The 26,164-nt window shown below is 52.5% G+C and carries 20 protein-coding genes, 1 tRNA gene and 1 pseudogene; 17 read left to right on the forward strand and 5 right to left on the reverse strand.

Going from position 1 to position 26,164, the window contains the following annotated elements:
• Positions 1 to 225 precede the first annotated feature (225 nt).
• The 3 genes from eptB to AU511_RS02250 all read left to right on the forward strand — a co-directional run bounded on the left by eptB (position 226) and on the right by AU511_RS02250 (position 3,298).
• Positions 226 to 1,905, forward strand: coding sequence for a kdo(2)-lipid A phosphoethanolamine 7''-transferase (gene eptB / locus AU511_RS02240; protein ID WP_094108637.1), 1,680 nt, complete (start codon positions 226 to 228; stop codon positions 1,903 to 1,905).
• A 131-nt stretch (positions 1,906 to 2,036) separates the two neighbouring features.
• A tRNA-Pro gene (locus AU511_RS02245) sits at positions 2,037 to 2,113 on the forward strand.
• Between the two features lie 282 nt (positions 2,114 to 2,395).
• Entirely contained in the window at positions 2,396 to 3,298 is a 903-nt protein-coding gene (locus AU511_RS02250; RefSeq protein ID WP_240503749.1) for an arsenic resistance protein, read from the forward strand.
• Between the two features lie 4 nt (positions 3,299 to 3,302).
• Here AU511_RS02250 and AU511_RS02255 read toward each other — a convergent pair whose 3' ends face one another.
• Entirely contained in the window at positions 3,303 to 4,490 is a 1,188-nt protein-coding gene (locus AU511_RS02255) for a BaiN/RdsA family NAD(P)/FAD-dependent oxidoreductase (protein ID WP_094108638.1), read from the reverse strand.
• Positions 4,491 to 4,764: 274 nt separating this feature from the next.
• Here AU511_RS02255 and pitA point away from each other — a divergent pair, with 274 nt between their 5' ends.
• The gene (pitA, locus tag AU511_RS02260) at positions 4,765 to 6,270 is read left to right on the forward strand and encodes an inorganic phosphate transporter PitA (protein WP_094108639.1); all 1,506 of its coding nucleotides are present in this window, start codon (positions 4,765 to 4,767) and stop codon (positions 6,268 to 6,270) included.
• A gap of 111 nt (positions 6,271 to 6,381) precedes the next feature.
• On the opposite strand, the gene uspB is transcribed toward pitA, so the two are convergent.
• On the reverse strand, positions 6,382 to 6,720 hold the full coding sequence (gene uspB, locus AU511_RS02265) for a universal stress protein UspB (RefSeq protein ID WP_026740815.1): 339 nt from the start codon (positions 6,718 to 6,720) through the stop codon (positions 6,382 to 6,384).
• Positions 6,721 to 7,311: 591 nt separating this feature from the next.
• Between uspB and uspA the strand changes: the two genes are divergently transcribed.
• Both uspA and yidA read left to right on the forward strand, forming a co-directional pair.
• On the forward strand, positions 7,312 to 7,749 hold the full coding sequence (uspA, locus tag AU511_RS02270; protein WP_094100314.1) for a universal stress protein UspA: 438 nt from the start codon (positions 7,312 to 7,314) through the stop codon (positions 7,747 to 7,749).
• A gap of 635 nt (positions 7,750 to 8,384) precedes the next feature.
• On the forward strand, positions 8,385 to 9,200 hold the full coding sequence (gene yidA / locus AU511_RS02275; protein WP_094108640.1) for a sugar-phosphatase: 816 nt from the start codon (positions 8,385 to 8,387) through the stop codon (positions 9,198 to 9,200).
• Positions 9,201 to 9,280: 80 nt separating this feature from the next.
• Here yidA and bhsA read toward each other — a convergent pair whose 3' ends face one another.
• On the reverse strand, positions 9,281 to 9,538 hold the full coding sequence (bhsA, locus tag AU511_RS02280) for a multiple stress resistance protein BhsA (protein ID WP_094100317.1): 258 nt from the start codon (positions 9,536 to 9,538) through the stop codon (positions 9,281 to 9,283).
• A 233-nt stretch (positions 9,539 to 9,771) separates the two neighbouring features.
• On the opposite strand from bhsA, the gene AU511_RS02285 reads away from it, so the two are divergent.
• Positions 9,772 to 11,067, forward strand: a complete 1,296-nt coding sequence (locus AU511_RS02285) for a YidR family protein (RefSeq protein ID WP_094108641.1) — start codon at positions 9,772 to 9,774, stop codon at positions 11,065 to 11,067.
• Between the two features lie 60 nt (positions 11,068 to 11,127).
• On the opposite strand, the gene AU511_RS02290 is transcribed toward AU511_RS02285, so the two are convergent.
• Positions 11,128 to 11,487: a YceK/YidQ family lipoprotein gene (locus AU511_RS02290; protein ID WP_094108642.1), complete on the reverse strand. Its 360-nt coding sequence runs from the start codon at positions 11,485 to 11,487 to the stop codon at positions 11,128 to 11,130.
• Between the two features lie 349 nt (positions 11,488 to 11,836).
• On the opposite strand from AU511_RS02290, the gene ibpA reads away from it, so the two are divergent.
• From ibpA to dcuR, 5 genes are all read left to right on the forward strand, one after another.
• Positions 11,837 to 12,256, forward strand: a complete 420-nt coding sequence (ibpA, locus tag AU511_RS02295; protein ID WP_094100320.1) for a small heat shock chaperone IbpA — start codon at positions 11,837 to 11,839, stop codon at positions 12,254 to 12,256.
• 137 nt (positions 12,257 to 12,393) lie between these two features.
• Positions 12,394 to 12,849, forward strand: a complete 456-nt coding sequence (gene ibpB, locus AU511_RS02300; RefSeq protein ID WP_094108643.1) for a small heat shock chaperone IbpB — start codon at positions 12,394 to 12,396, stop codon at positions 12,847 to 12,849.
• A gap of 644 nt (positions 12,850 to 13,493) precedes the next feature.
• Positions 13,494 to 14,906 carry an anion permease gene (locus AU511_RS02305; protein WP_094100322.1) on the forward strand — a complete coding sequence of 471 codons (1,413 nt, stop codon included), beginning with the start codon at positions 13,494 to 13,496 and terminating at the stop codon, positions 14,904 to 14,906.
• A 131-nt stretch (positions 14,907 to 15,037) separates the two neighbouring features.
• Positions 15,038 to 16,651, forward strand: coding sequence for a sensor histidine kinase (locus AU511_RS02310; RefSeq protein WP_094108644.1), 1,614 nt, complete (start codon positions 15,038 to 15,040; stop codon positions 16,649 to 16,651).
• Positions 16,644 to 17,366, forward strand: a complete 723-nt coding sequence (gene dcuR, locus AU511_RS02315) for a two-component system response regulator DcuR (RefSeq protein WP_026740825.1) — start codon at positions 16,644 to 16,646, stop codon at positions 17,364 to 17,366. Before AU511_RS02310 ends, dcuR begins: the two co-directional genes overlap by 8 nt.
• A 226-nt stretch (positions 17,367 to 17,592) precedes the next feature.
• Here dcuR and AU511_RS02320 read toward each other — a convergent pair whose 3' ends face one another.
• The gene (locus AU511_RS02320; RefSeq protein ID WP_094100324.1) at positions 17,593 to 18,936 is read right to left on the reverse strand and encodes a 2-hydroxycarboxylate transporter family protein; all 1,344 of its coding nucleotides are present in this window, start codon (positions 18,934 to 18,936) and stop codon (positions 17,593 to 17,595) included.
• A 1,151-nt stretch (positions 18,937 to 20,087) separates the two neighbouring features.
• On the opposite strand from AU511_RS02320, the pseudogene dppA reads away from it, so the two are divergent.
• From dppA to dppF, 5 genes and pseudogenes are all read left to right on the forward strand, one after another.
• Positions 20,088 to 21,685 (forward strand): annotated as a pseudogene (dppA, locus tag AU511_RS02325) (dipeptide ABC transporter periplasmic-binding protein DppA).
• A 118-nt stretch (positions 21,686 to 21,803) separates the two neighbouring features.
• Entirely contained in the window at positions 21,804 to 22,823 is a 1,020-nt protein-coding gene (dppB, locus tag AU511_RS02330; RefSeq protein ID WP_094108690.1) for a dipeptide ABC transporter permease DppB, read from the forward strand.
• Between the two features lie 9 nt (positions 22,824 to 22,832).
• Complete coding sequence (dppC, locus tag AU511_RS02335; RefSeq protein WP_094108645.1) at positions 22,833 to 23,738, forward strand: dipeptide ABC transporter permease DppC; 906 nt, start codon at positions 22,833 to 22,835, stop codon at positions 23,736 to 23,738.
• A 10-nt stretch (positions 23,739 to 23,748) separates the two neighbouring features.
• Positions 23,749 to 24,726, forward strand: coding sequence for a dipeptide ABC transporter ATP-binding protein (dppD, locus tag AU511_RS02340; RefSeq protein WP_094108646.1), 978 nt, complete (start codon positions 23,749 to 23,751; stop codon positions 24,724 to 24,726).
• Complete coding sequence (gene dppF / locus AU511_RS02345; protein ID WP_094108647.1) at positions 24,723 to 25,739, forward strand: dipeptide ABC transporter ATP-binding subunit DppF; 1,017 nt, start codon at positions 24,723 to 24,725, stop codon at positions 25,737 to 25,739. Before dppD ends, dppF begins: the two co-directional genes overlap by 4 nt.
• Positions 25,740 to 26,164 lie beyond the last annotated feature (425 nt).

The raw sequence follows: 26,164 nt of genomic DNA on the forward strand, positions 1-26,164 counted from the left end.
CACGCATAAAAACTAATGGATTAGGCGACCATTTTACAGAATCAATGAATTAATCTAATCAGTTAGTGAGCCCAACCGTTGGTCGAGCGGTCAGGTATGGCTACTGGCAGGTCGAACGTTTGTACTGCGTCGAATTTATTACGTTTATATCTTAAAGATAATGAACTCAGCGGGGGGCTCCGGTGTCTGTTTACAGATGTGAGCCTCTGGAGCAGATTAATAAGAATGAAAGTGTCGATGTCGTTTTCCCAACCCAAAGTTTCCTGGATACTCGCTTTTTATATAGGCTTATTCCTGAATTGGTCCGTTTATTACCGCCGTTTCGATTCTCTGGCTATTTTCGACCTCAAGCATGCCACGCATTTTCTTTCTGCCGTGGCTGAACTGCTGGCTTGCATTCTGTTCACTTTTTTCCTGATGCGGCTTATTTCTTTAGGCGGAAAAAAATGCTTTCGTATTCTGGCATCGTTACTGACATTAATCTCAGTGGCGGCTAGCTATTACATGACCTTTTTTAATGTGGTTATCGGCTATGGCATCATCGCTTCCGTAATGACGACAGATATCGATCTCGCGCGCGAGGTGATCGGCGTCAATTTCGTGCTCTGGATGCTACTCGTCAGCCTGCCGCCGCTGGCGATCATCTGGACAAGCCGTCTGCAACACACGTTACTGGATCAGTTGAAAACGCCAGGAAAACGTCTGCGAGCCGCGCTGGGTTTGGCGGTTATCGTTGCGCTGGTCTGGTTGCCTATGGATTACATGGGCAAGGTCAATGCTGACGCTGAGAAAGCCTCCAATCAGGATTTACCTAGCTATGGCGGCGTGGTAGCCCACTCGTATCTGCCCTCTAACTGGTTGTCCTCCTTGGGATTGTTCGCTTACGCCCATTACGATGAGAATCAGGACGCGTCTTCCCTGTTCGATCCGAGCACACATTTCACCTATCAGGCTCCCAAAGATATCGATGATACCTACGTCGTATTCATCATCGGCGAGACGACGCGGTGGGATCATCTGGGACTGTTAGGCTACTCGCGGGACACGACGCCTCAGTTGGAGAAAGAGAAAAACTTGCTGGCGTTTCGCGGCCGTTCTTGCGATACCGCGACCAAACTCTCCATGCGCTGTATGTTCGTACGCGAAGGTGGGACGGAAGATAATCCTCAGCGGACGTTAAAAGAGCATAATATTTTTTCCGTGATGAAAGGATTGGGGTTCTCGTCGGAGCTGTTCGCCATGCAAAGCGAAGTCTGGTTCTACAACAACATCCGGGCTGATAACTACTCTATCCGTGAAATGATCGCCTCTGAAAAACGCAACGATGGGAAATCAGTGGATGACATGCTGTTGGTGGACGAGATGAAGGCCTCATTGGCGCGTTATACCAAAGGTAAACATCTGATCGTCTTGCATACTAAAGGGTCGCACTACCAGTATTCGATGCGTTACCCGCGCAGCTTCGCCCGCTATCAGCCGGAATGCATGAGCGTGGATGCCTCCTGTACCCGGGAACAGCTTATCAACTCTTTCGACAACAGCATTCTTTACACGGATGCATTCATCGAACAGGTCATCGATCAGATGAGGGATAAGAAAGCGTTGGTGTTCTATTCCTCCGATCATGGCGAATCAATCGATGAGAACTCGCACCTGCACGGCACTCCGCGTCATGTCGCGCCGCCGGAGCAGTTTCGTTCGCCGATAATGATGTGGGCGTCCGACAAGTTTCTGGCTGAGCCAGAACATCAGCAGGCTTTCGCTCATCTCAAGGCCAGAAAGGATGCCGGTGAAATTCTGCGCCATGAGGAGATCTTCGACTCGGTGTTGGGATGCCTGGGGTACACCTCGCCCAATGGCGGCATTAATCAGCAAAACAACTGGTGTTCGAAGCCGATTCATTGATTAAAATCAATAAGATGCTTGCTCCATCTGTTCTCGAAAACAGCGTTGTATGCTTTGTCACCAACGCCAAAGCCGTTTGTTAAAAAGGGATTGACGCGTTATCAGGGGCGCAGTAATATGCGCCCCGCATTCGGTGAGTGGCGCAGCTTGGTAGCGCACTTCGTTCGGGACGAAGGGGTCGGAGGTTCGAATCCTCTCTCACCGACCAATTCCAAGGAGACAATACCCGGTTGTCTTCATCAAGAAACCCGCTTACTACAGCGGGTTTTTTTGTTTTTATCTCTTCTGAACATAGATTTTTCCTGTCTCATTTCACCGTCCCCGTCGATTTTAGTGCAATACCGGCACAGGCTCAGGGGAGGCAATAGGCAACCCCCGCGATTTCTGCCAAAATGCCAGCCGTCTTTTTTAACCGAGAATGTCCGACGTTTTTATGAGCCAGATAAAAGACGCGCTAGAAAACCGGCAAACGGAAATTTATTTTTTGACCATGATCGCAGCGGCGGTCGTGGCTGTCTGCTGGCCGACGGTGTCGGGCGTGGTAGCGGTTCTCAATCCGGCCCTGGCGTTCATGTTGTTTGTCACGTTTTTATCGCTGCCGCTGCGGGAGATGCTTCGCGCATTTCGCCATGTGCGTTTCCTGTTGGCCCTGTTTATCGCCAATTTTGTCGCGATACCTGCGCTAGTGGCGTGGTTGTTGATGCTCTTTCCCCTGCCGCCGGTGGTGGCCTATGGCGTCGCTATGGTGTTGTTGTGTCCCTGCATCGACTATGTCGTGACGTTTTGTCAGCAGGGACAGGCGGATTCCCGTTTGCTGCTAGCCGCGACGCCGCTGTTGCTGCTCTTGCAAATGCTGCTGTTGCCGCTTTATTTAAGCCAGTTATTCGATACGGCGCAGGTGGTTAACTTCGAGCCTTTCCTGCATGCTTTTATCACCATGATTGCGATCCCGCTGCTGTTGGCTTTGGTTTTTCAACGTTGGAGTGAGACGACATCTGCAGGGCAGGTTATGACGAACTGGCTCGGATGTCTTCCCGTGCCGGCGACGGCGCTGGTGCTGGCGGTGATCACGGCGTTTATTGCACCGCAGCTAGCCCAGTCGCGAGGTACAGCGCTGGCGGTGTTGCCTGTTTATCTTTTGTTTTCTGTGCTCGCACCTCTGGCGGGCTGGTGCGTTGCGCGGCTTTTGAAGCTGGATGCGGCGGCGGGAAGGGGCGTAATGTTTAGCGCGGCGACGCGAAATTCGCTGGTGATTTTGCCGCTGGCGCTGGCGGTTCCAGGGGCGTTACCGCTGATGCCTGTCGTGGTGGTGACGCAGACGCTGGTCGAGCTGATTGCCGAATTGATTTACGTTCGTTGGGCCCCGCGCCTGCGCTTTCACGCAGGCAAGTAAGACGTTATTTGCCCAGTGCCTGAGCGCAAGCCCAGGCCGAGCTCCAGGCCCATTGGAAGTTGTAACCGCCGAGCCAGCCAGTGACGTCCACGACTTCGCCGATAAAGTACAGTCCAGGCACCTTGCTAGCTTCCAGCGTCTTTGATGAAAGCTCGTGGGTATCGACTCCGCCCAGCGTCACTTCTGCCGTGCGGTAGCCTTCGGTGCCGTTAGGCTGTACCCGCCATTGCTGTAACGTGTTCTCTACCTGAGTTTGCTGTGGTTTTTGCATCTGTTTAAGCGTGACATCCGGTAACTGTCCCAGCGCCTGGAGACACTCCACTAGACGCTTGGGCAACCACTGCGCCAGCGTATTTTTCAGACTTTGATTGGGATGGGCGAGGCGTTCTGCATCGAGCAGTGCGGTCAGATCCTGGTCGGGCAGCAGATTAATGGTGACGAATTCGCCCGGCTGCCAGTAGCTGGAAAGCTGAAGTACTGCCGGGCCGGACAGGCCGCGATGGGTGAATAGGATATTCTCGCGGAAGGTTAAGCCGTTTTCCGCTTCGATCAGCGACGGCACAGAGACGCCGGACAGCGTCTGCAACTGTTCCAGCAGCGGTTTGTGCAAGGTGAAGGGCACCAGCGCAGCGCGGGTGGGCAGTACGTTGATGGAAAACTGCTGGGCAAGCTGATAACCGAAGGGCGTGGCGCCAAGTCCGGGCATCGACAGGCCACCTGTCGCTATCACCAGCTCCGGGCTCTGAATCACACCGTTATTCAAGCGGATCGTAAACACATCGCCTTTTTCCACCTCCAGCACTTCGCTGCGCAAACGTAGCGTGACCTGGCCTTGCTCACACTCTTTTAGCAGCATATCCGTGATTTGCTGGGCGGAGTCGTCGCAGAACAATTGCCCGAGTGTCTTTTCGTGATAGGCGATGCCGTGGCGGTTAACCAGATCGATAAAGTCCCATTGGGTGTAGCGCGCCAGAGCGGACTTGCAGAAATGCGGATTTTGAGACAGGTAAGCGCCGGGTTCTGCGTAGAGATTGGTGAAATTGCAGCGACCGCCGCCGGACATCAAAATCTTGCGGCCCGGCTTTTTACCATTGTCCAACAGCAGTACCCGTAGGCCTCTCTGTCCTGCCTGCGCCGCGCAGAAAAGTCCTGCCGCGCCTGCGCCAATTACAACCACATCATACTGTTCCACTTGTTTTGCTCCCACGCAATTCGTCAGGTTTCGGCCTGCGGCCGAATTGCCGTTCAGGGCGGCAGATTGTAGTGAACGCCCTGTGATCTGACCAGTGTTACAAATTGCAGAATTTCGTAATAAGGTCCAATTGTCTGATTTTTATTGAATAAATTATTATCCGAAGGATGATTGGGTTAAAATAAGTCAAAATAATGTCAGATTTTCCTTTTCCCAAGCCCCGCTTGTCGCCGATAATGCGCCGCGTTGATGACCACGATATGGCCTAACGCTTATGCTACATTTATTTGCCGGAATTGATTTCCACACCGGTCTGATGTTGATTTTGGCTTTGCTGTTTGTATTGTTTTACGAAGCCATTAACGGCTTTCACGATACTGCCAATGCTGTTGCTACCGTTATTTATACTCGTGCCATGCGCGCCCAGCTCGCTGTGGTGATGGCGGGAATATTTAACTTCCTTGGGGTACTTCTGGGCGGATTAAGTGTGGCTTACGCCATCGTCCACCTGCTGCCTACCGATCTGTTGCTGAACGTCAGCTCCGCTCACGGCCTGGCTATGGTCTTTTCCATGCTGTTGGCTGCGATCATCTGGAACTTGGGTACCTGGTACTTCGGGTTGCCAGCGTCTAGTTCTCATACCCTGATCGGCTCTATTATCGGTATCGGTTTGACCAACGCACTGCTGACGAATACGTCGGTCGTGGATGCGCTCAATATCCCGAAGATGGTCAGCATTTTTCTGTCGCTGATCCTGTCTCCGATAGTGGGCATGATCATCGCCGGAGTCATGGTGTTCCTGCTGCGTCGTTACTGGAGCAACACCAAGAAAAGAAAACGGGTTCATCTCACGCCGGCTGAGCGCGAGAAACAGGATGGCAAGCGCAAACCGCCGTTCTGGACGCGTACGGCCTTGATCCTGTCCGCCGTCGGCGTCAGCTTTTCTCACGGCGCCAACGATGGTCAGAAAGGTATCGGTCTGATTATGTTGGTGTTGATTGGCGTCGCGCCCGCAGGCTTCGTGCTGAACATGAATGCGTCGGGTTATGACATCAGTCGAACTCGTGATGCGATAGTCAATCTGCAGGGGTACTACCATTCTCACGGCGAAGCGCTGAAGCATGTAGTTGATTTGTCCCCGCCGATGCTACCCGCGCCGGAAAAAACCATTCCTGTCGAGGGTAAGCCGGACTTCCATTGCGATAGCTCGCGCGTCATGCTGGCCATCGACCACTCTTTAGGCCTGCTGAACAACCTGAAAGACTACAGCGAGTTGTCCAGCGACGACCGTGGTCAGGTTCGCCGTCTGCTGATGTGTATTTCCGACACCATGGACCGCGTCATCAAGCTGCCGGAAACGAACAGCGAAGACAAACGTCTGCTGACCAATCTGCGTACCGATTTGCTGCATACCGTAGAGTATGCGCCGCTGTGGATCATCGTAGCCGTGGCGTTGGCTCTGTCTCTCGGAACCATGGTGGGGTGGAAGCGTGTTGCCGTCACTATCGGTGAGAAGATCGGTAAGAAAGGGATGACCTATGCTCAGGGGGTCTCGGCTCAGGTCACGGCCGCGCTCTCGATTGGGGTCGCCAGCTATACCGGTATGCCGGTGTCCACCACGCATGTGCTCTCCTCCGCGGTAGCGGGGACGATGATCGTAGATGGCGGCGGCGTGCAGAGTAAAACGGTGAAAAGCATCCTGCTGGCCTGGATCTTTACGCTGCCGGTATCGCTGGTACTGTCCGGCGTATTGTACTGGTTGACGCTGAAGCTGATTTAAGGCCGCGCGACGACAGCAAGACGTACGATAAAAAGGCGACCTCAGGTCGCCTTTTTTATGGACGCAGTTCGAGAAAATCTCGTTCGCCGTGGCCCTGAATCGGTAGCGTCTTTAGTGCCAGACGAGCATGGCGATAAGGCTTACCACGACTAATCCGCACAACGCGGAAGTCAGCAGGAACTGTCCACGAACACGTTCGCAGCGACGGATGAACTCGGGGTCGTGATGATCCAGATAGCGCTGGCTGTATATGTAACGCACGAGTCTTAGTTGCTTGCTGGGTTGGCCGTGAGCGGTGAAGAAGCCGCGTCCGTCCACGTACTGGTACAGCAGCGGATCGCAGTCTCGCAATACCAGCAGCAGCACTCGCAAAGAAGAGTAATAACGCGCCATATTGATGACGCAAATGATGCATAAAGCCCAGAAAAGCGCAAACGTGCTAATAACCATGCTCCCCTCCCGCTTAGCTATCCGGCAGGTGTTTATACGTCACGAATCTCCGTCGTTTACACCTGTGGATAGTCATCCCAAATATCATGTATGCGATGTTTCCGTGCGGCCCGAACGTTGCGTATCAAGGCGCGGTCTGCGGATAATGTCTACTGCTGGCGGCATTCTTCTTCTCCGCGCGGGGTCAACGACGCGGGATTATTTTCATTGTAGAAGACCGTTTCATTTTTTTACTATAACGCCGTTAAGGTCTCTTAGACATGCTAATGTGATGAAAAATTGGCAGGATCCCCCGGTCATCCCCGCCAGTCCTATAAGCCTTATCGCGTGCGATCTTTAGCTATACTTATGCGTTCACGCGATTTTTCGTCGGCGAAGCGGCTTATCGGCGTACACTGACGTTAACTTCAAAATAGGGAGGCGTGGTGATGGGTTCCGTGACTACAGCTAACCGCCACTCTACGGCGTTGTGATCTGCTAAACATCTCCCTTTCGATGGCGAGTGTTATGATGCAGATCGCCAGTAAGTATCAGTTTGGCAGGAGAAAACACTGCTGACCCATTCATTAGTCTTTATGGAAGGAGCTTATTATGGCTTACAAACACATTCTTATTGCCGTCGATCTGTCGCCAGAAAGCAAAATGCTGGTCGACAAGGCTGTCTCAATGGCCAAGCCGTATAATGCCAAGGTTTCCCTGATTCATGTCGACGTCAACTACTCCGATCTCTACACCGGGTTGATTGATGTCAACCTCGGCGATATGCAGCAGCGTATCTCTGAAGAGACGCAAAATGCCTTGAAAGACCTGTCGCAAAACGCGGGATATCCGATTGCGGAAACGCTGAGCGGGAGCGGCGATTTGGGCCAGGTGCTGTTGGATGCTATTCATAAGTACGATGTCGATTTGGTCATGTGCGGACACCATCAGGACTTCTGGAGCAAGCTGATGTCCTCCGCGCGTCAGCTGATCAATACCATCCATGTCGATATGCTGATTGTCCCGCTGCAGGATGACGACGAAGTTTAACGTGGGGCCGCCCGCCGCTTAAGAAACAGGGTGGCGGGTGCGGCCTGAAGTCTTTCCTAACCTTGTGCTTTCCGCTTTGCTGCTCCTCTTTTCTCCCCTACTGTCGTTGGACGAATCAACGCTGTTGCGTGGTATTCGCAGCCTTAGGCGGGACCGTTTCATTAATCATTACCTCATCACGTATCGCAGCCTGAAACACGGCGAACCGCTCGCACAGCAAGGGATACCATTTCCGGTACGATCTTCAGGCAGCCAATGAAATTCCCAGCTTATTGACGTCAGCCTAGAATAAAGTTGAGCGAAATTAAGTGATGCAAAAATTCGTCTGGGTGAAAGGGTGACTGCTGAGACTTATTCAAAGGGATCTTTTCGTCATAAACGCGAGTTAATGCGGATGGAAGAAAAAATAAAAAAGCGGAGAGTGCGTCCGTTATTTTATTCGCCGTGGCGTTAGTTGGTCTGGCTTATTATCTTTATTGTCATGGCATAACATGATCAATGTCACATTTTTAAAAAGCAATCTACAGCAATTCCGCGACTGATTAGGGAAAGCTCGTCCTTGTTCTATATTCACTGGCATCGCTGCATAAAGGCGCGTTAGCATACAAATTATTACTTCGACACCGGTACGAATTATGACAATCAAACTTATTGCGATCGACATGGACGGCACGCTGCTGAACCCACAAAACGTCGTCTCTCCGGCGGTAAAAGCGGCGATCGCCGCCGCACGGGATAAAGGCGTGCACGTCGTTCTCGCGACCGGAAGGCCTTATATTGGCGTGAAGCGTTATCTGGAAGAATTGGGTTTATATCAGGACGATCATTTCTGCATCACCAACAATGGCGCGCTGGTTCAGAAAGCCGCCAGCGGCGAGTGCGTTGCAGAAACTACGCTGAATTTTGATGATTACCTCTATTGCGAAAAGTTGGCGCGCGATCTGAACGTTCATTTTCACGCGTTGGATTTTAATTATGTCTATACCGCCAATAAGGATATCGGTCGTTATACGGTGCATGAGGCTTTTCTCACTGGTATGCCTCTGCGGTACAGGGCCGTTGAAGAGATGGACCGTAGCCTGCATTTCCCTAAGCTCATGATGATCGATGAACCTTCGTTGTTAGATGAGGCCATTAAAAAAGTGCCGGCGGAGGTTTTCGAACGCTACACCATAATGAAAAGTGCTGATTTTTATCTGGAAATTCTGAATAAACGCGTCAATAAGGGCACTGGCGTCAAGATGCTGGCGGAACACCTGAATCTTGGGCGTGATGAAATCATGTCGCTGGGCGACCAGGAAAATGATCTCGCGATGCTGGATTATGCGGGGCTTGGCGTAGCAATGGGTAACGCAATTGAAAAGGTGAAAGCAGCCAGTCAGTTCGTCACCAAAACCAATCAGGAAGACGGTGTGGCTTATGCCATCGAGAAGTTTGTCTTGAAGGGATAATGCGAGGCGGCTTAGTTTCGTCACGGCCCCGATTTATCCGGCTGAGACGGATAAACCGGGCATGAAGTTCAGCTGCGGGCCTATTTATAGAAGTTTGCAGTTCCGTGCAACACCTGGTCGCCGGTGGTTTTGGTGATGGTGTAAGCCTTCGCACCGGCTTTATCAGCTTTGGCCGAGAGTTTGTGCTGAAGCGTCGTTAAGTCTTTGCCGGTATCAGAGGCTTCGCCGATTTTTTCCATATTTTGCGCCTGTAGCACGCTGATATATTGGGCCGCATACGAGCCAAAAGAGAGGGTGGAAAGTACGACAGCTGCAACGATAATTTTAACGTTTTTCATAGTCTTATACCTTCTATATCAATAACGAAAAGAAATGGCGCATTCTTCTGTGGCAAAACGCCCGCTTTGTTGGTACGACAATAAACCGTCATCAGTGCGACTATCTTCCTCCGGTTTTAACGAGAAGAAAGTCAGGTACTGTAAATAACGATTTGTTTTATCTATTTAATTTTTATTTTCCGGATAGATTTTTATTATAGGTTAATAATCGATACACCTTGTGGAATTTTACGATGAATGAAGAATTTCAATTAACCTCGGGTTCCGTTTCTCATCAGCTCACGAACGTCAATATTTGGACATGCGATGGTCGATGGGTGCTGTACGACGTCAGACCAACGGGTTCTTCATTTACCGGCCGTCGGGTTATGCGTGTGAACATTGAAACCCGACAGACGGAAGTCGTGTATGAGGCGAGAGAAAATGCGTGTGTCGGTGTGATCACCGGTAGCCCCGCATTACCTCAACGCTATGTCTTTATCCACGGTCCGGAACGTCCGGATGACGATTGGCACTATGATTTCCATCATCGTCGCGGTGTTATCGTCGCCGACGACAAACGTGATCAGGCCGTTACGCTGGATGCATTGTCGATCACGCCCCCCTATGTTGCTGGCGCGCTGCGCGGCGGGACACATGTCCACGTCTTCAGCCCTGATGGAACGCGTTTGAGCTTCACCTACAACGATCACGTCCTGCACGAGCGGGATCCGTCTCTCGACCTGCGCAACGTCGGGGTGGGTGTGCCGCTGCGCCCGGTCATCGTGCCGAAACATCACCCAAGAGAATATGACGGCAGCCATTACTGTGTTCTGGTCAGCCGTACCACGCCATATCCTCGCCCAGGCAGTGATGAAATTAACCGGGCCTATGAGGAGGGCTGGATCGGTGAAAGGGGGTATCTCCGGCCGGAAGGCTGTCGCCAGCGTTGGGCGTTGGCATTTATCGGCGATACGGTATCGACAACAGGAACGCGGGTGCCGGAGGTATTCATCGTCGATCTGCCGGAGGCGCTCGAAGCCTATGCGCGGCCAGGATCTGAACCGCTTGCCGGGACCGCCGATACGCTGCCTTCGCCTCCGGCGGGCGTCACTCAACGACGTTTGACATTTAGCGGCGACAGACGATATCCCGGCGTGGTAAATCAGCCGCGTCATTGGTTGAGATCCTCGCCGGATGGCAGCCAAATTGCGTTTTTGATGCGGGATGATGACGGTATTGTTCAGCTGTGGACGGTGTCGCCGAATGGCGGGGCTCCTAGTCAGGCGACGAATGGGTCCGATTCCATACAATCGGCCTTTACCTGGCATCCCAACGGACAATATCTGACTTTTGTCTGTGACAACAGCATTATGGTGTGTGACCTTTCTACGGGGCAATTATTCCGGCAAACGCCACGAAGTGCGGTGCCGCCGTCAGGGGATGCCGTCGTCTTTTCTCCCAGCGGCGAAGAGATTGCGTATTTGCGGGAGGTGGGTGGCGTGAATCAGATTTTCAAAGTCAGAGTGCAGCTTGAGGAAGCGGACTGAACGGAGCGCGCAGCCCCGGACGCAGTAGCCGAACTGAGCGTTCCCGCCTAACTTGCGACCTCAGCGTCGCGTTTGACTGGCAATCGCGGGCGTAGCAGGCGCTGTGCTGAAAGGGGCGTCGCTCTCACTGTCGCTGACTCTGTCGTGCAAGGATTTGTCGGATTTATCATCGGAATGATAATAGTCGTAGGGCAGCAGCAGCGTGTCCAACGCGGCAGAGAAGGGGATATCAATCGCGACCAGGGGCATCATCGCCCAGCTGGTGTGGTCGTCTTCCAGCATGTCGATGCCCGCGCGGGTACCCGAGTAATAGCCCTGGTCGCCTCCCGTTCGTGTCATCACACTGGAGCATCCGCTTAGGGCAACGACGATGCCAACGGCCAGAACGAAAGCAGATAAGACACTTTTCAATATGGTCATAACGTTATCCACAGGGAGACCGCTCCGCAAATTCTCTTGGGCCTGCATACCCACCAATTGTTATCGCGTTTGTGCTGTTATCGAAGTGCACAAATGATTGTACTGATTTTGGCAAAATGTGCCTCGTTTAGTGTAGGCGATAACCGTTTCATCCGGGAGATCTTATTGGGTTAATTTCCACTCTTTCCGGCGAAAATCTTCATCGTCCCTCTTGAAAAAAAACGCGTGGCCGCCATATGAATAGCAGAGCCGCAGAGAGACGTATGCCGACAGGGTATTTCTTTCCGGCAAGAGGCCTGTCCTGATGGAAGGCTGTCATAAATACCTCGCTGAAGCTTAGGAGGCTATAATGCGTAACCCTGATTTTTCTCCGCTGTACCGTTCCGCTATTGGTTTTGATCGTCTGTTAAATTTGCTGGAAGCTGGCCAAAGCCAGGGTAACGGCGGTTATCCCCCCTACAACGTCGAGCTTGTCGACGAGAATCAGTACCGCATCGCGATTGCCGTTGCCGGCTTTGCTGAAGACGAACTGGATATCACCGCGCACGATAACGTGCTGATCGTGAAAGGCGCCCACGGCGGCGAGGCTACCCCAGCCCCTCGCAATTACCTCTATCAGGGTATCGCCGAACGTAACTTCGAGCGCAAATTCCAGTTGGCCGAGCATATTCAGATTAAAGGCGCACACCTGGAAAACGGGCTGTTGTATATCGATCTGGAACGAATCATCCCTGAGACGTTGAAACCGCGTCGTATCGAAATCAAGTAATAAACGGGTTAACCGTTGTTAGCACCGGCGAGAGATAATAACGTCTCGCCGTGACATGTGGCGCCTGCCGAATGGGGGCGCGCCGGAATGTTTGACGCTCCGGACGAATTTCTCGCTTCAAAGAAGGAGTCATGACTATGCGTAACTATGATTTATCCCCGCTGCTGCGTCAGTGGATTGGCTTCGATAAGCTGGCTAGCGCTATGGGCAGTCAGGAAACGGCCGAGTTTCCTCCTTACAACATCGAAAAACAGGATGATGACCGCTATCGCATCACGCTGGCGCTGGCTGGATTCCGTCAGGAGGATCTGGCTATCGAGATCGAAGGGCCGCGCCTGACGATCAAAGGTTCGCCCGTTCCGGCGGACAAGGCTGTGAAGTATGTCCATCAGGGGCTTGTGTTTAAACCGTTTACCCTGAGCTTCACGCTAGCTGAACACATTCGCGTGGCGGAAGCGAAATTCGAACACGGATTGCTGCACATCGACCTTGTCCGCGAAGTGCCCAAAGAGCTGCAGCCACAGCGTATCGCCATCGGCACGTCGCGCGCTGGGCAGCTGGATAAACCCTCTGAAGAGGTGATTGACGCTTAACCCCCGCGTCTAAAATCGTTGATGAACGCCCATGGCTTCTCGCCGTGGGCTTTTTTTTTGCTTGAGGATTTGTTGTTTGGTTTGTGAGAAGGAAACTTGGCAATGATTGTTGGGAACGCCGTTTTTTTCGTCAATGCATCTCATGTTTTATGTGCAGTTCTTAATATTGTCTCTGCCGCATTCCCTGTCATTGGATATCGTTGCTGCATATCGCAGCAGAAATATTAAATTAACGTATGGCCAATATTACGGGCTATGAAGTGTTTAATTGATAAATAGATAACTATCGGTTATTGCGTTAATTTTATGTTCTATTGTTGTGAGAACTTTGCTTGTCGTGAACTAACTGTTTTTATTTGTTAATACCCAAATTATTAAATTATAATTAAATTATTAAATACATTTAGTAACTAAAGTAAAGGGTTCGGTAACGCCATTTATAATACTATTTGGACCGTTGAACATTCATCGAATTTATGGGGCAAGAGGATCGCTGAAACGCTATTATTTTCTTGCCTTTTTTACTGTCGTTGTACCCGTTGTATTTATTAATGGGGAAATAAAAGAGAATAACGACCCCCCACTCATGACAGGGTACACCCGGTAAAAGCGTCAGATTTCGTTTTAATATGAGTGGTGTATGTATGTCTGCGAATAATAGCAGGTTAGTTAAACTTCTGTTCATCCTCGGCATTGCCGTCGGATTATGGTTTGTTCCCGTCCCCGAGGGCGTTAGCCCCTCAGCCTGGCACTTGATGGCCATCTTCATTGCGACCGTCGTGGGTTTGATTCTTTCTCCTTATCCGTTGGGTGCCATCGCGATATTCAGCATCACGGCGGTTGCCGCCATGGGGCTGCTGAGCGTCAAAGACGTGCTGGCGGGTTTCAGCGACCCGACCATCTGGATGATCGCCTGCGCCTTCTTCATCTCGCGAGGTTTTATCAAAACCGGCTTTGGCCGCCGTATCGGTTTGCTGTTTATCAGCAAGCTGGGCAACAGTAGTCTGGGTCTGGCCTATGGTCTGGTCTTCACCGATCTACTGTTTGCTCCGGCGATGCCTTCTACCTCAGCGCGCTGCGGCGGTATTATCACTCCGCTGTTTCGTTCTATCGCTGAAGCCTACGGCTCGACGCCGGCCCAGGGAACGCAGAAACGTATTGGCGCCTTCCTGGTGCAAACCATCTTTCAGTGTAACTCTGTAACATCCGCGATGTTTATGACGTCCATGGCCGGTAACCCGATGATCAGCAAACTGGCTGGGCAGTTCGGCGTGCACATCAGCTGGACCCAGTGGGCGATGGCGACATTGCTGCCGGGGATTGTTTCTCTGATTGTTATCCCGCTGGTGATGTATCGCTTTTATCCTCCCGAGCTGAAGAAAACGAGCGAAATGCGCGCGATGGCCGTCGAAAAACTGCGTGAAATGGGTTCGATGAGCCGCGATGAGTGGGTCGTGCTTGGCGTATTCCTGGGACTGGTCACCTTCTGGGTTCTAGGGGCGACGCTGCATATCGACGCAACGCTGACGGCGTTGGCGGGTTTAAGCGTGCTGCTATTGACTCGTGCTTTAACGTGGGACGACGTGGTGAGCGAGAAAGAAGCCTGGCACACCGTGGTGTGGTTCGCGGTGCTGATCATGCTGGCGACGCAGTTGAATAAATTGGGCCTGATCGGCTGGCTGGGCAACATGGCAGGGGATTCCGTCAAAGGGATGCACTGGCTGCCAATGCTGGGACTGCTGCTGCTGGTCTACTACTACAGCCATTACCTGATGGCGAGCGCTGTGGCGCACATCAGCGCCATGTATGCGATTTTCGTCTCCATCGCTATCGCCGCAGGTGCTCCTCCTATGCTGACGGTTCTGGCCTTTGCCGCCTTCAGTAACCTGTTCATGTCTACCACGCACTACTCCGGCGGTCCGGCGCCCATCCTGTTCGGCTGTGGCTATATGTCACTGTCTACTTGGTGGAAGATAGGTTTCCTGACCGGGCTGGTCGTCATCCCCATCTGGTTGATTGTCGGTAGCTTCTGGTGGAAAGTTCTGGGCCTGTGGTAACAGGCAGTCAGCACCCACAAGTGAAATAAACCGCCGCCGCCGCTTTATGGCGGCGGTATGTTATATGAACTGCGCGAAATCGGCTTAAACGGTATAAGATAGTGGGTTACGACAATCTTTCGGAGCGAGCCATGAGTAAGAAGAAGACTCCGCTGAAGCTGAGTACGTCCATCATCCTTATGGTGTCGGCGGTGATTGGTTCTGTACTGCTGGTGGTGTATGCCCTACTGTTTTTCCGTATCAGTGAGCTGACGGAAAACCACCTTAGAGAGAAGGCCTTCGCCATCGCTCGCACCGTCGCCTACGCCCCTGTAGTCATCCATGAGTTGAGTAATGTCGGCAATCCGGAAGAGGTACAGCGCTTTTCGGAAGAAGTAAAATGGCGTAACCACTTACTGTTCGTCATCGTGACCGATATGAAAGGGATTCGTCATTCGCATCCCGAGTCCGACCAGATTGGCCGCCACTTCATCGGCAACGACCTCTACCCGGCTCTAATGGGCCTTGAGAATTCGGCGGTGAACCGAGGGGTGCTGGAACCTGCGCTGCGGGTATTTGTCCCGGTCTTCGACCAGAGCGGCAAACAGTTGGGCGCGGTCGCGGTGGGGATCTCGTTGACCAGCGTGCAGTCGCTGATCAATGAAAACCGCTGGGTTATTCCTTGGACTATCCTTTTTGGAGCGCTGGTCGGATTGTTGGGCACGTATTTTCTGGTGAAAGCCCTGAAACGAATCATGCTTGGCTTCGAACCCTTCGAGATTTCAAATCTGTTTGAGCAGCGTAACGCCATGCTGAAGCAGATTAAGGAAGGCGTTATTGCGGTCGATACTGAATTACGCGTGACGATAGTCAACGATGAAGCCCAGCGCTTGTTCAGCCAGCACTCCGCCAGCAATGAACTCACTATCGGCAGTACGATCAGTCGCTGGCCCGCTCTGATGAGTCTGGAAAAAGTCGTGAAATCCGGAAAACCACAGCGAGACGAAGAGATCAATTTCAACGGCAACCCGCTGCTGACCAACACGGTGCCGGTCGTGGTGAATGGGGAAACGATAGGCGCCATCGCCACGCTGCGGGATAAAACCGAAATCAGCCAACTGGTGCAACGGTTGACCGGGATGTCGTATTACGCCGACGCATTGCGCGCGCAGTCTCATGAATTCATGAACAAACTGCACGTCATTCTGGGTATGCTGCATTTGAAATATTACCCGCAGCTTGAAGAGTACATTCTCAAAACGGCGAATCATTATCAGGCGGAAATCGGCGCCATTATTCGTAAGATCAAATCTCCCGTGATAGCAGGGTTTTTGCTCGGGAAGATTAACCGGGCGCGGGATTTGGGTATCAACCTGTCGATTAGCGAAGACAGTCTGCTGCCGGATACCGATGATGTGGAAGCAACAAACGAATTGATTACGGTTCTGGGGAACCTGATCGAAAATGCGTTAGACGCGATGACCGGCCTCGAAAACCGCGAGATCCGCGTCACGTTCCATCATAAAAAAGGGCATCTGCACTGTATGGTCAGCGACGATGGCCCGGGTATACCGCTAGATATTCAGCAAAAGATTTACCAGGAAGGATTCTCGACCAAAGGCAGTGGACGCGGCATTGGCTTGTATTTGACTAAACAAAGTCTGGAAAAAATTGGCGGCACCATCGATCTTGACTCTGAACCCGAGGTGTATACCCAGTTTTTCGTGAATATTCCTTATAAAGCAAGGCAGATTGACCATGATTAATGTACTGATCGTTGACGACGATGCCATGGTGGCTGAGTTGAATAAGTGTTACCTGAATCAGGTTTCCGGATTCAACTGTTACGCTACTGTCTCCACGTTGCAGCAGGCCAGAAATCTGCTGATGCAGCCAGATTGCGAAATCGATCTGGTGCTGCTGGATATTTACATGCAGCAGGATAATGGGCTGGACCTGTTGCCGGCTATCCGCGAATTCAGCGAGCATACTGACGTGATCATTATCTCGTCAGCCAGCGACGTCTACACCATCAAAAAAGCCCTGCACTACGGTGTGGTGGACTACCTGATCAAACCTTTCCAGTTTGCTCGTTTCGAGCAGGCGCTGACCGCTTACCGCGAAGAGGCAAACCTGCTTAAGCATCGTGAATTCGTGGCGCAAACGGATATCGACAACTTGATTAGACGCACCAGCGGGAACCCTGTCGCTGAGCGTAAGAAGCTGCCAAAAGGGCTGACGAGCCTGACGCTGCGCACCGTATGCGAGTGGATTGAAGGTAATCAAGGGGCGGAGTTCTCCACTGAAATGCTGGCCAATGCGATTGGCATCTCGCGCGTTTCCTGTCGTAAGTACCTCATCTACCTGGCGGATACCGGCATTCTCGCCACCAATATCCTGTATGGTTCGACGGGGCGTCCGGTTTATCTCTACCGTCTACTGCCTGAAAAGCAGGATGCATTGCGCCAATATTGCGAATAATCCAGATAAATTGGCCTGCAGAGCATGCTCTCAGGGCGAATGATGGTGAGTGGTAAGGTCTGAACTGAAAAACGGCTCCACCGACTGAATGAAAACCCGCGACCTCTTGGAGGTGGTGGGTTTTTTTTATCGTTCTTCTTTCTCGACTCCTTCAAAAACGGCTTTTTTTGGATGCAGGCAAAAAAACCACCGCTCAGTGGCGGTGGTTTTCCGGAGCTGATTTCGACTAGACGAACAATCTCAGCAACAGCGTGGCGCCGATGACCGTAGATGCACCGCCAATACGTGTTGCGATTTGCGCGAACGGCATCAGCGACATGCGGTTGGAGGCGGAAAGGATAGCGACGTCGCCGGTGCCGCCAAGGCCGCTGTGACAGGTCGTGACAATGGATGACTCAATAGGATACATATTGAGATAAGGCGCGATGAAGAAGCTGACCAGCGCCATAGAGATCACCACAGAACCACATACCAGTACGTAACCGACAGAGAAGACCGCGACAACGCTTTCCAACGGGACATACAGCATGCCGAGCCCAATCATTAGTGGCCACACCAGAGAGCTGGAAACGAATTTGTAAAAGCTGCTGGCTCCGGTTTCCATGCTGGAAGGGATGACGCGAGCATATTTACAGATGACGGCGATCAGGATCATCAGAACAGGGCCGGGGATGTGCACGATTTTCTCCGCCAGACCGCCAACGATGAAGAAGGTGCAGATAAGCAGCAGCCCGCCGCCCATCAGCGTGAAGTCCACCGGCTTTGGCGCTTCTTTCACATTGAAGATTTCATTGTCTTTATCGCTGCGAATCAGTCGCCCTTGGCCGTTGAGATCTTTACGGGCCATGCCCAGTCGCGCCAGCATACCTGCGCAGATGATAGCGAAAATGTTGCCCACAACGGCAGCGGGCGCCAACTGGGCCACATAGACGTCGGGAGACTGACCCAGAATGGCGGAGTAGGCCAGGGAAAGCGGCAGAATGCCTTCGCCGATACCGCCGCCGATGATGGGAACGATGATGAAAAAGAAGGTATGGTAGAAGGTATAACCGCACAATTTACCCACCAGCAGGCCGGTAGACACGGCAGTAACAGTACCGATGACCAGCGGAACGAACATTCGCACCATGCCCTGAATCAAAATGATGCGGTTCATGCCGAGAATACTACCCACCACCAAACTGGCGATGACGAAATAGAGGAAGTTGGCCTCTTTCATCAGCAGGGTCACGGTATCCAGCGTGGTGTCATTAAAGAACTCGTAATAGACCAGTACCGACGGCACGATCAGGCACAGAATTGCGGGTCCGCCAATCTCTTTTAACACCGGAATATTGCGGCCGATATGCGCCAATAAAAATCCCATCGACATGATTACGGCGAAACCGCCGATCATATTTCTGGGCAAAACACCGGTATAGGCGGCGACAAAAACAATGGCGGAAATGACGATAAAGAGAACTAAAGGAACGGATCCAATCGTGGTTTTATTCAAGCTACCCATCAAGCCAGGAGGCGGAGTATTTACGAGGGTATCCTCATGGAGGATATCAGCATCAATTTTTTTCATTATATTCACCTTGTTGTGGTGGTAGGGCATACAAAGGAAAAATGTAAGATTATGAATATTAAATCGTTATTTTATTTTTGCTCACACGCGTAATGTGAATGGGTGTGGTATTTCGGGTACTGCTATTGAATATCAGGCAATTTATCATGGCTTATTGTTAAAAATAATAGCCATTAATTGAGTGCGTGATGTAATTGTGAACTGAACGGCACTTCCATTTTAAATAATTTAATTCTTAGTTTTGTAATTAAAATTAATTCAGGGTTAGGGAGTAGCGTTATTGAAGCGGGGAATTTGTTTTTTATCTTGATAGAATTGCATGGTAAAAATAACCCATGGTGCTCAAATAATAAAATTTTAAAACTAATGTAAATCTTTCGGGGGAAATATGAGATCACGCCAGTCATTATTCACATCTTAGTTTTTAATATTTGCAGTAGTTTGTCTAAGAGATCACATAATTACCTCCATTTCAGCCCACTTCCTCGTTTTTATTCCCCTTTATTTTGTGACAACAGTCACGCCGCACCGTTTCTTTTCACGGATAAACGGGGCTCTAAGGCCTCTGCATCTATTTGCTGCGGGAGTATTGCCTGTGTTAAGTCGGTCGCTCATGTCACCACTTTTTTCACCTCACGCAGATAGTCATTTTAAACCTCATGAAATGAAAACCTGTCGATCACAACACGCCATCTTTTGTGACCCAAATATCATTATTACAAGAAGATGCCGAAAAGGTGGGGTTAAAAATCAGAAAGGTAAGATGAAATTCATATAGTTATTTTTTATCTTTAAATTACTCTATTTGGTTTTTTCTGTAATTTTAGGCCTGTTTTTTTATGTATATCGGATTTTAAATCTGAATTCAGAATGTTTTTTCTTTTTTTTAGTTCGTACCCGCGCACTCGATAGCGTTGTAAATCCATATTAGGCGTATTGACCTGAATGTGAACAGTTGACAAATTGATGACACGACAGGAAAGAGCTTCGTCCGTGTGGGGGCTTTCCCTTTCTTTATTCGGCAAGCAGGGGGCATCGCACGGCTTATTTTCCTGATGCCTGTCGCAGTAACGCTGCAGTATGCGGACCACGAAATAAAAACAACGGTCCGTCTGCTATCACACAACATCCACACCATGAGGCATACATAAATGGCTAAATCCATGATGACATCAAGGATGCTAAGGCTTGGCCTTGGACTGCTGGCGCTCTCGGTTGCAGCGGGCGTGCAGGCGAAAACGTTAGTGTATTGCTTGGAAGGTTCTCCGGAAGGTTTCAATCCGCAGTTATACACGTCGGGCACGACGTTTGATGCCAGTTCGTCTCCCATTTATAACCGGCTGATTGAATTCAAAAGTGGCACAACGGAGATCGAACCTGGCCTGGCGGAAAAGTGGGACATCAGTGACGACGGTAAAACGTACACCTTCCATCTGCGCACCGACGTAAAGTGGCAAAGCAGCAAAGATTTCAAGCCGACGCGCGGCTTTAATGCCGACGACGTGCCCAACGTCAGCTGGATGTGAATCACCCTTATCACAAAGTCTCAGGCGGCAACTATGAGTACTTTGAAGGCATGGGAATGCGAGACCTGATTGAGAAGGTGGAAAAAGTTGACGACCACACGGTGCGTTTCCATCTAACCCGCGCTGAGGCCCCCTTTGCCGCCGATCTGGCGATGGATTTCGCCTCCATGTTATCCGCTGAATATGCCGATGCGATGATGAAGGCCGGAACGCCTGAAAAAGTCGATCTGAATCCGCTCGGCACCGGTCCGTTCCAGTTGCAGCAATATCAAAAAGACTCCCGTATTTTGTATAAGGCGTTCGACGGCTTCTGGGGACAGAAACCGGGCATAGACCGCCTGGTGTTCTCCATCACGCCGGACGCCTCTGTGCGTTACGCCAAGCTACAGAAAAACGAATGCCAGATCATGCCTTATCCCAATCCGGCGGACTTGGCCAGCATGCGGAAGGATAAGAACCTGATTCTGCTAGAAAAGCCGGGGCTGAACGTTGGCTATCTCTCTTATAACGTCGAGAAAAAGCCGCTGGATAACCTCAAAGTACGCCAGGCGTTGAACTATGCCGTCAACAAACAGGCCATTATCGAGGCCGTCTATCAGGGCGCCGGTCAGGCGGCCAAAAACCTGATCCCGCCCACCATGTGGGGTTACAACGATGCGGTGCAGGATTACACCTATGATCCGCAAAAAGCGAAGGCGCTCTTACAGGAAGCCGGGCTAGGCGATGGTTTTACTATTGACCTGTGGGCCATGCCGGTTCAGCGACCGTATAACCCGAATGCGCGCCGCATGGCGGAGATGATTCAGTCGGACTGGGCCAAAATCGGCGTGAACGCCAAGATTGTGACCTACGAATGGGGCGAATATTTGAAACGTTCTAAAGACGGGGAGCATCAGACCGTCCTGTTTGGCTGGACTGGCGACAACGGGGATCCGGATAACTTTTTCGCGACGCTGTTTAGCTGCGATGCCGCTCGCAAAGGCTCTAACTACTCCCGCTGGTGTTACAAGGCTTTTGAGGATGTCATCCAGCCAGCTCGGGCCATCTCCGATGAGGCCAAGCGCATCGAGCTGTATAAGCAGGCGCAGGTCATCATGCACGATCAGGCCCCGGCGCTGATCATCGCTCACTCGACGGTGTACGAGCCGATTCGCAGCAACGTCAAAGGTTACGTCATCGAACCGCGCGGCGTGCATAACTTCAATCACGTTTCCCTGGATTAATTCCTGACCCCGATGCGGATGTCGCTGTGTGCTTGCGGGCGCGCAGCGGCGATGAATGCTACAGGTCGCGACCCTGATCGAGCCGCCGACGGGTCGGTCATACACAGAGAGTGCGGATATGTTTCAGTTCATACTCCGGCGTTTGGGGCTGGTTATCCCTACGTTTATCGGTATCACCCTACTGACCTTTGCCTTTGTGCATCTGATCCCCGGCGATCCTGTCATGATCATGGCTGGCGAACGGGGGATCACCCCGGAACGTCATGCCCAACTGATGGCGGAAATGGGGCTGGATAAGCCAATGTGGCAACAGTATCTCCACTATATCGGCGGCGTTCTGCATGGCGATTTAGGCACCTCGCTCAAAAGCCGCACTGCCGTATGGGAAGAGTTTGTTCCGCGTTTCAAAGCCACATTGGAACTTGGCGTGTGCGCCATGCTTTTCGCCATCGCGGTGGGTATTCCGGTGGGCGTGTTAGCGGCAGTCAAGCGGGGCTCTTTCTTCGATCATGCGGCGGTGAGCGCAGCCTTGGCGGGTTATTCCATGCCGATCTTCTGGTGGGGAATGATGCTGATCATGCTGGTTTCCGTTCATCTCAATCTGACGCCGGTGTCCGGCCGGGTGGGGGATACCCTGTTTCTGGATGAGTCGCTGCCGCTGACCGGCTTCATGCTCATCGATACCTTTATCTGGGGGGAACAGGGCGATTTCGCCGATGCGGTGATGCATATCATTTTACCCGCCATCGTGCTTGGCACCATTCCTCTGGCGGTCATTGTGCGCATGACCCGTTCTTCCATGCTGGAAGTGCTGGGTGAAGATTATATCCGCACGGCGCGCGCCAAAGGGTTAAGCCGTCAGCGTGTCGTTGTGGTGCATGCGCTGCGTAATGCCATGCTGCCGGTGGTCACGGTGATTGGGCTCCAAGTCGGCACTTTGCTGGCGGGCGCCATTCTGACGGAAACCATTTTCTCTTGGCCGGGGTTGGGACGCTGGCTGATGGATGCCTTGCAACGGCGTGATTATCCGGTCGTGCAGGGCGGCGTTCTGCTGGTGGCGTCGCTGATCATACTGGTCAATGTACTGGTGGACCTGCTGTACGGCGTGGTGAATCCGCGTATCCGGCATGGCAAATAGGAGGCCGCAATGACGCAACTGACTCAACCCGCGATGAAGTCGGCGCCGCTGCCGTTGACGCCGCTTCAGGCATTCTGGCACGACTTTCGTCGTAATAAAGGCGCCGTCGTGGGCCTGGTCTACATCATGATCATGCTGTTGATCGCGATCGGGGCGGGAGTGTTGGCCCCGCATTCGCCGTCCGAGCAGTTTCGAGAAGCTTTACTTGCGCCGCCGGTGTGGCAGGACGGCGGCAGTTGGAAATTTCTTCTCGGCACGGATGATGTGGGGCGCGATATGTTGTCCCGCCTGATGTACGGCGCGCGCCTGTCGCTGCTGGTCGGGTGTATGGTCGTGACGATCTCTTTATTGTTCGGAACCGTATTAGGGTTGATCTCCGGCTACTTCGGCGGTCTGGTGGATGCTGCCATCATGCGGCTGGTGGACATCATGCTGGCCTTGCCGAGCCTGCTGTTTGCGCTGGTGCTGGTCGCGATTTTCGGCCCGTCGATCGTGAATGCGGCTATTGCGTTGGTATTCGTCGCGCTGCCGCACTACGTGCGCCTGACGCGCGCCGCGGTGCTGTTGGAGGCCAACCGAGACTACGTCACCGCTTCCCGCGTCGCGGGGGCAGGCGCCATGCGGCAGATGTTCATCAACATCTTTCCCAACTGTCTGGCTCCGTTGATTGTTCAAGCGTCCATGGGGTTCTCCAACGCAATTCTGGACATGGCGGCGTTAGGGTTCCTGGGGATGGGCGCGCAGCCGCCCACACCTGAATGGGGGACCATGCTGTCGGACGTGCTGCAGTATGCGCAAAGCGCGTGGTGGGTCGTAACGTTTCCGGGGCTGCTGATTCTGTTGACGGTGCTGGCATTCAATTTGGTGGGGGACGGCTTGCGCGATGCTCTCGACCCCAAATTTAAGCAGTCGTAGAGGAAGAGCGATGGCCTTACTTAACGTAGAACACCTGTCGGTCAGTTTCGGCGAGGGCACGCAGCCGTTCAAGGCGGTCGACCGTGTCAGCTATCAGGTAGAACGCGGTCAGGTGGTAGGGATTGTCGGCGAATCCGGTTCCGGTAAATCGGTCAGCTCGCTGGCCATTATGGGATTGATTGATTCCGGTCAGGTTGCGGCCGACAGTCTGGCGTTCGACGGTCGTGATTTGATCGCCATGCCGGAGAAAGCGCGCCGTCAGCTGGTAGGCGCGGAAATCGCGATGATCTTTCAGGACCCGATGACCAGCCTCAACCCTTGCTACACCGTGGGATTTCAGATTATGGAGGCCGTCAAGGTGCATCAGGGCGGCAACCGCCGGACCCGACGCCAGCGAGCCATCGACCTGCTGACGATGGTAGGCATCCCCGATCCGGCCTCGCGGCTGGCCGTTTATCCTCATCAGCTATCGGGCGGCATGAGCCAGCGGGTCATGATTGCGATGGCGATTGCCTGCCGTCCGCAGCTGTTGATCGCCGATGAGCCCACAACCGCGCTGGATGTCACGATTCAGGCGCAGATTGTCGAACTGCTGCTATCGCTGCAACGGCAGGAGAATATGGCGCTGATACTGATTACCCACGATCTGGCGCTGGTCGCCGAAGCCGCGCATCAGATCATCGTCATGTATGCCGGGCAGGTGGTGGAGTCTGGGCGTGCCGGCGAAATATTCAAGGCGCCGCGCCATCCCTATACGCAGGCGCTGCTGCGGGCTTTGCCGGAGTTCGCCGTGGATAAATCGCGGCTGGCCTCGCTGCCGGGCGTCGTCCCCGGCAAGTACGACCGTCCCTTGGGCTGCCTGCTGAACCCGCGCTGCCCGTATGTGACGGATCACTGCCGCCAGCGAGAGCCGGAGCTGCAACCCTGGGGCGATCGCCGGGTGAAATGCCATACGCCGTTGGATGACTCGGGGAGGCCCAGTTTATGAGTCACGATAAAGACGTGCGACAGAACGTGCTGCTGGAAGCGCGAGCGTTGAAAAAATATTACCCGGTGAAGTCCGGGATATTTCAGCCTGAGCGGGTGGTGAAAGCACTGGATGGCGTCTCGTTTACCCTCGAAAGAGGCAAAACGCTGGCCGTGGTCGGCGAATCCGGCTGCGGTAAATCCACGCTGGGCCGTCTGTTGACGTTGATTGAAACCCCGTCCTACGGCGAACTGTATTATCAGGGGCAGGATCTGCTGAAGGCGGACCCCGCGGCTGAAAAATTACGTCGGCAGAAAATCCAGATCGTGTTTCAAAATCCGTACGCGTCGTTAAACCCCCGCAAGAAAATTGGTCAGATTCTGGAAGAGCCACTGGTGATCAATACGACGCTAAGTCGCGCAGAGCGTCGGGAAAAGGCGCAGGCGATGATGGCGAAGGTTGGCCTGAGAACGGAGTTTTACGACCGTTACCCGCACATGTTTTCCGGCGGGCAGCGTCAGCGCATCGCCATCGCGCGGGGGTTGATGCTGGACCCGGAGGTGCTGATCGCGGACGAACCGGTTTCAGCGCTGGATGTGTCCGTCAGGGCGCAGGTGCTGAATTTGATGATGGACTTGCAGCAGGAGTTAGGCCTGTCTTACGTCTTTATTTCTCACGATTTATCGGTGGTCGAGCATATCGCCGATGAAGTGATGGTGATGTATCTGGGACGCTGCGTCGAGCAGGGCAGCAAGGCGGCGATTTTTGACCGTCCACGCCATCCCTACACGCAAGCGCTGCTTTCCGCGACGCCGCGCCTGAACCCTGATTTACGCCGGGAGCGCATCAAGCTGAGCGGGGAACTGCCCAGCCCGCTTAATCCGCCGCCGGGGTGCGCGTTCAACACCCGCTGTCGACGCCGGTTCGACGCCTGTGCGGCACGACAGCCGCAGCTTATCGCTTATGGTGGACGGAAGGTGGCGTGCTTTGCCGTCGATGAGGAAGAGGCGCTATCCCCGTCCGTATCGCAATAAGAACCGGTTATAAGCCCGTCAGACAACTATTCAGGCGTTTGGCGGGCTTCCTGTTTCTGTGCTGTAACGCCACGTCTGCCTGCTTATCCCATTGGACAACCGTATTGGTTTCATAGCGAAAAGAGGGAAAAGTCAGAGAGGTAACTTGCTGTTTTTTTGGTAGGAAAGGAAAAGGTTATGAGGACTTTATTGTGTCGGATAAACCTATTTCCCACCGCAACAACGCCCGCGTATTGGTAATTGAATATAACGTTTTTTTATTATAAAAACTTCAATTATTAACACCTGAAAAGAGTGGGGATAATTTTCACTACGCTGTCTTTTAGCGGCGAAAACGATAGAAGCGAAATGCATATCGTTTTAATTATTTGATTTTCACGGCTGCTGCCAATCTATTTTGTAATAATCCGTGAAGATATTTTGAT

The organism is Lonsdalea iberica (assembly GCF_002111585.1).
Classification (GTDB): Bacteria; Pseudomonadota; Gammaproteobacteria; order Enterobacterales; family Enterobacteriaceae; genus Lonsdalea; species Lonsdalea iberica.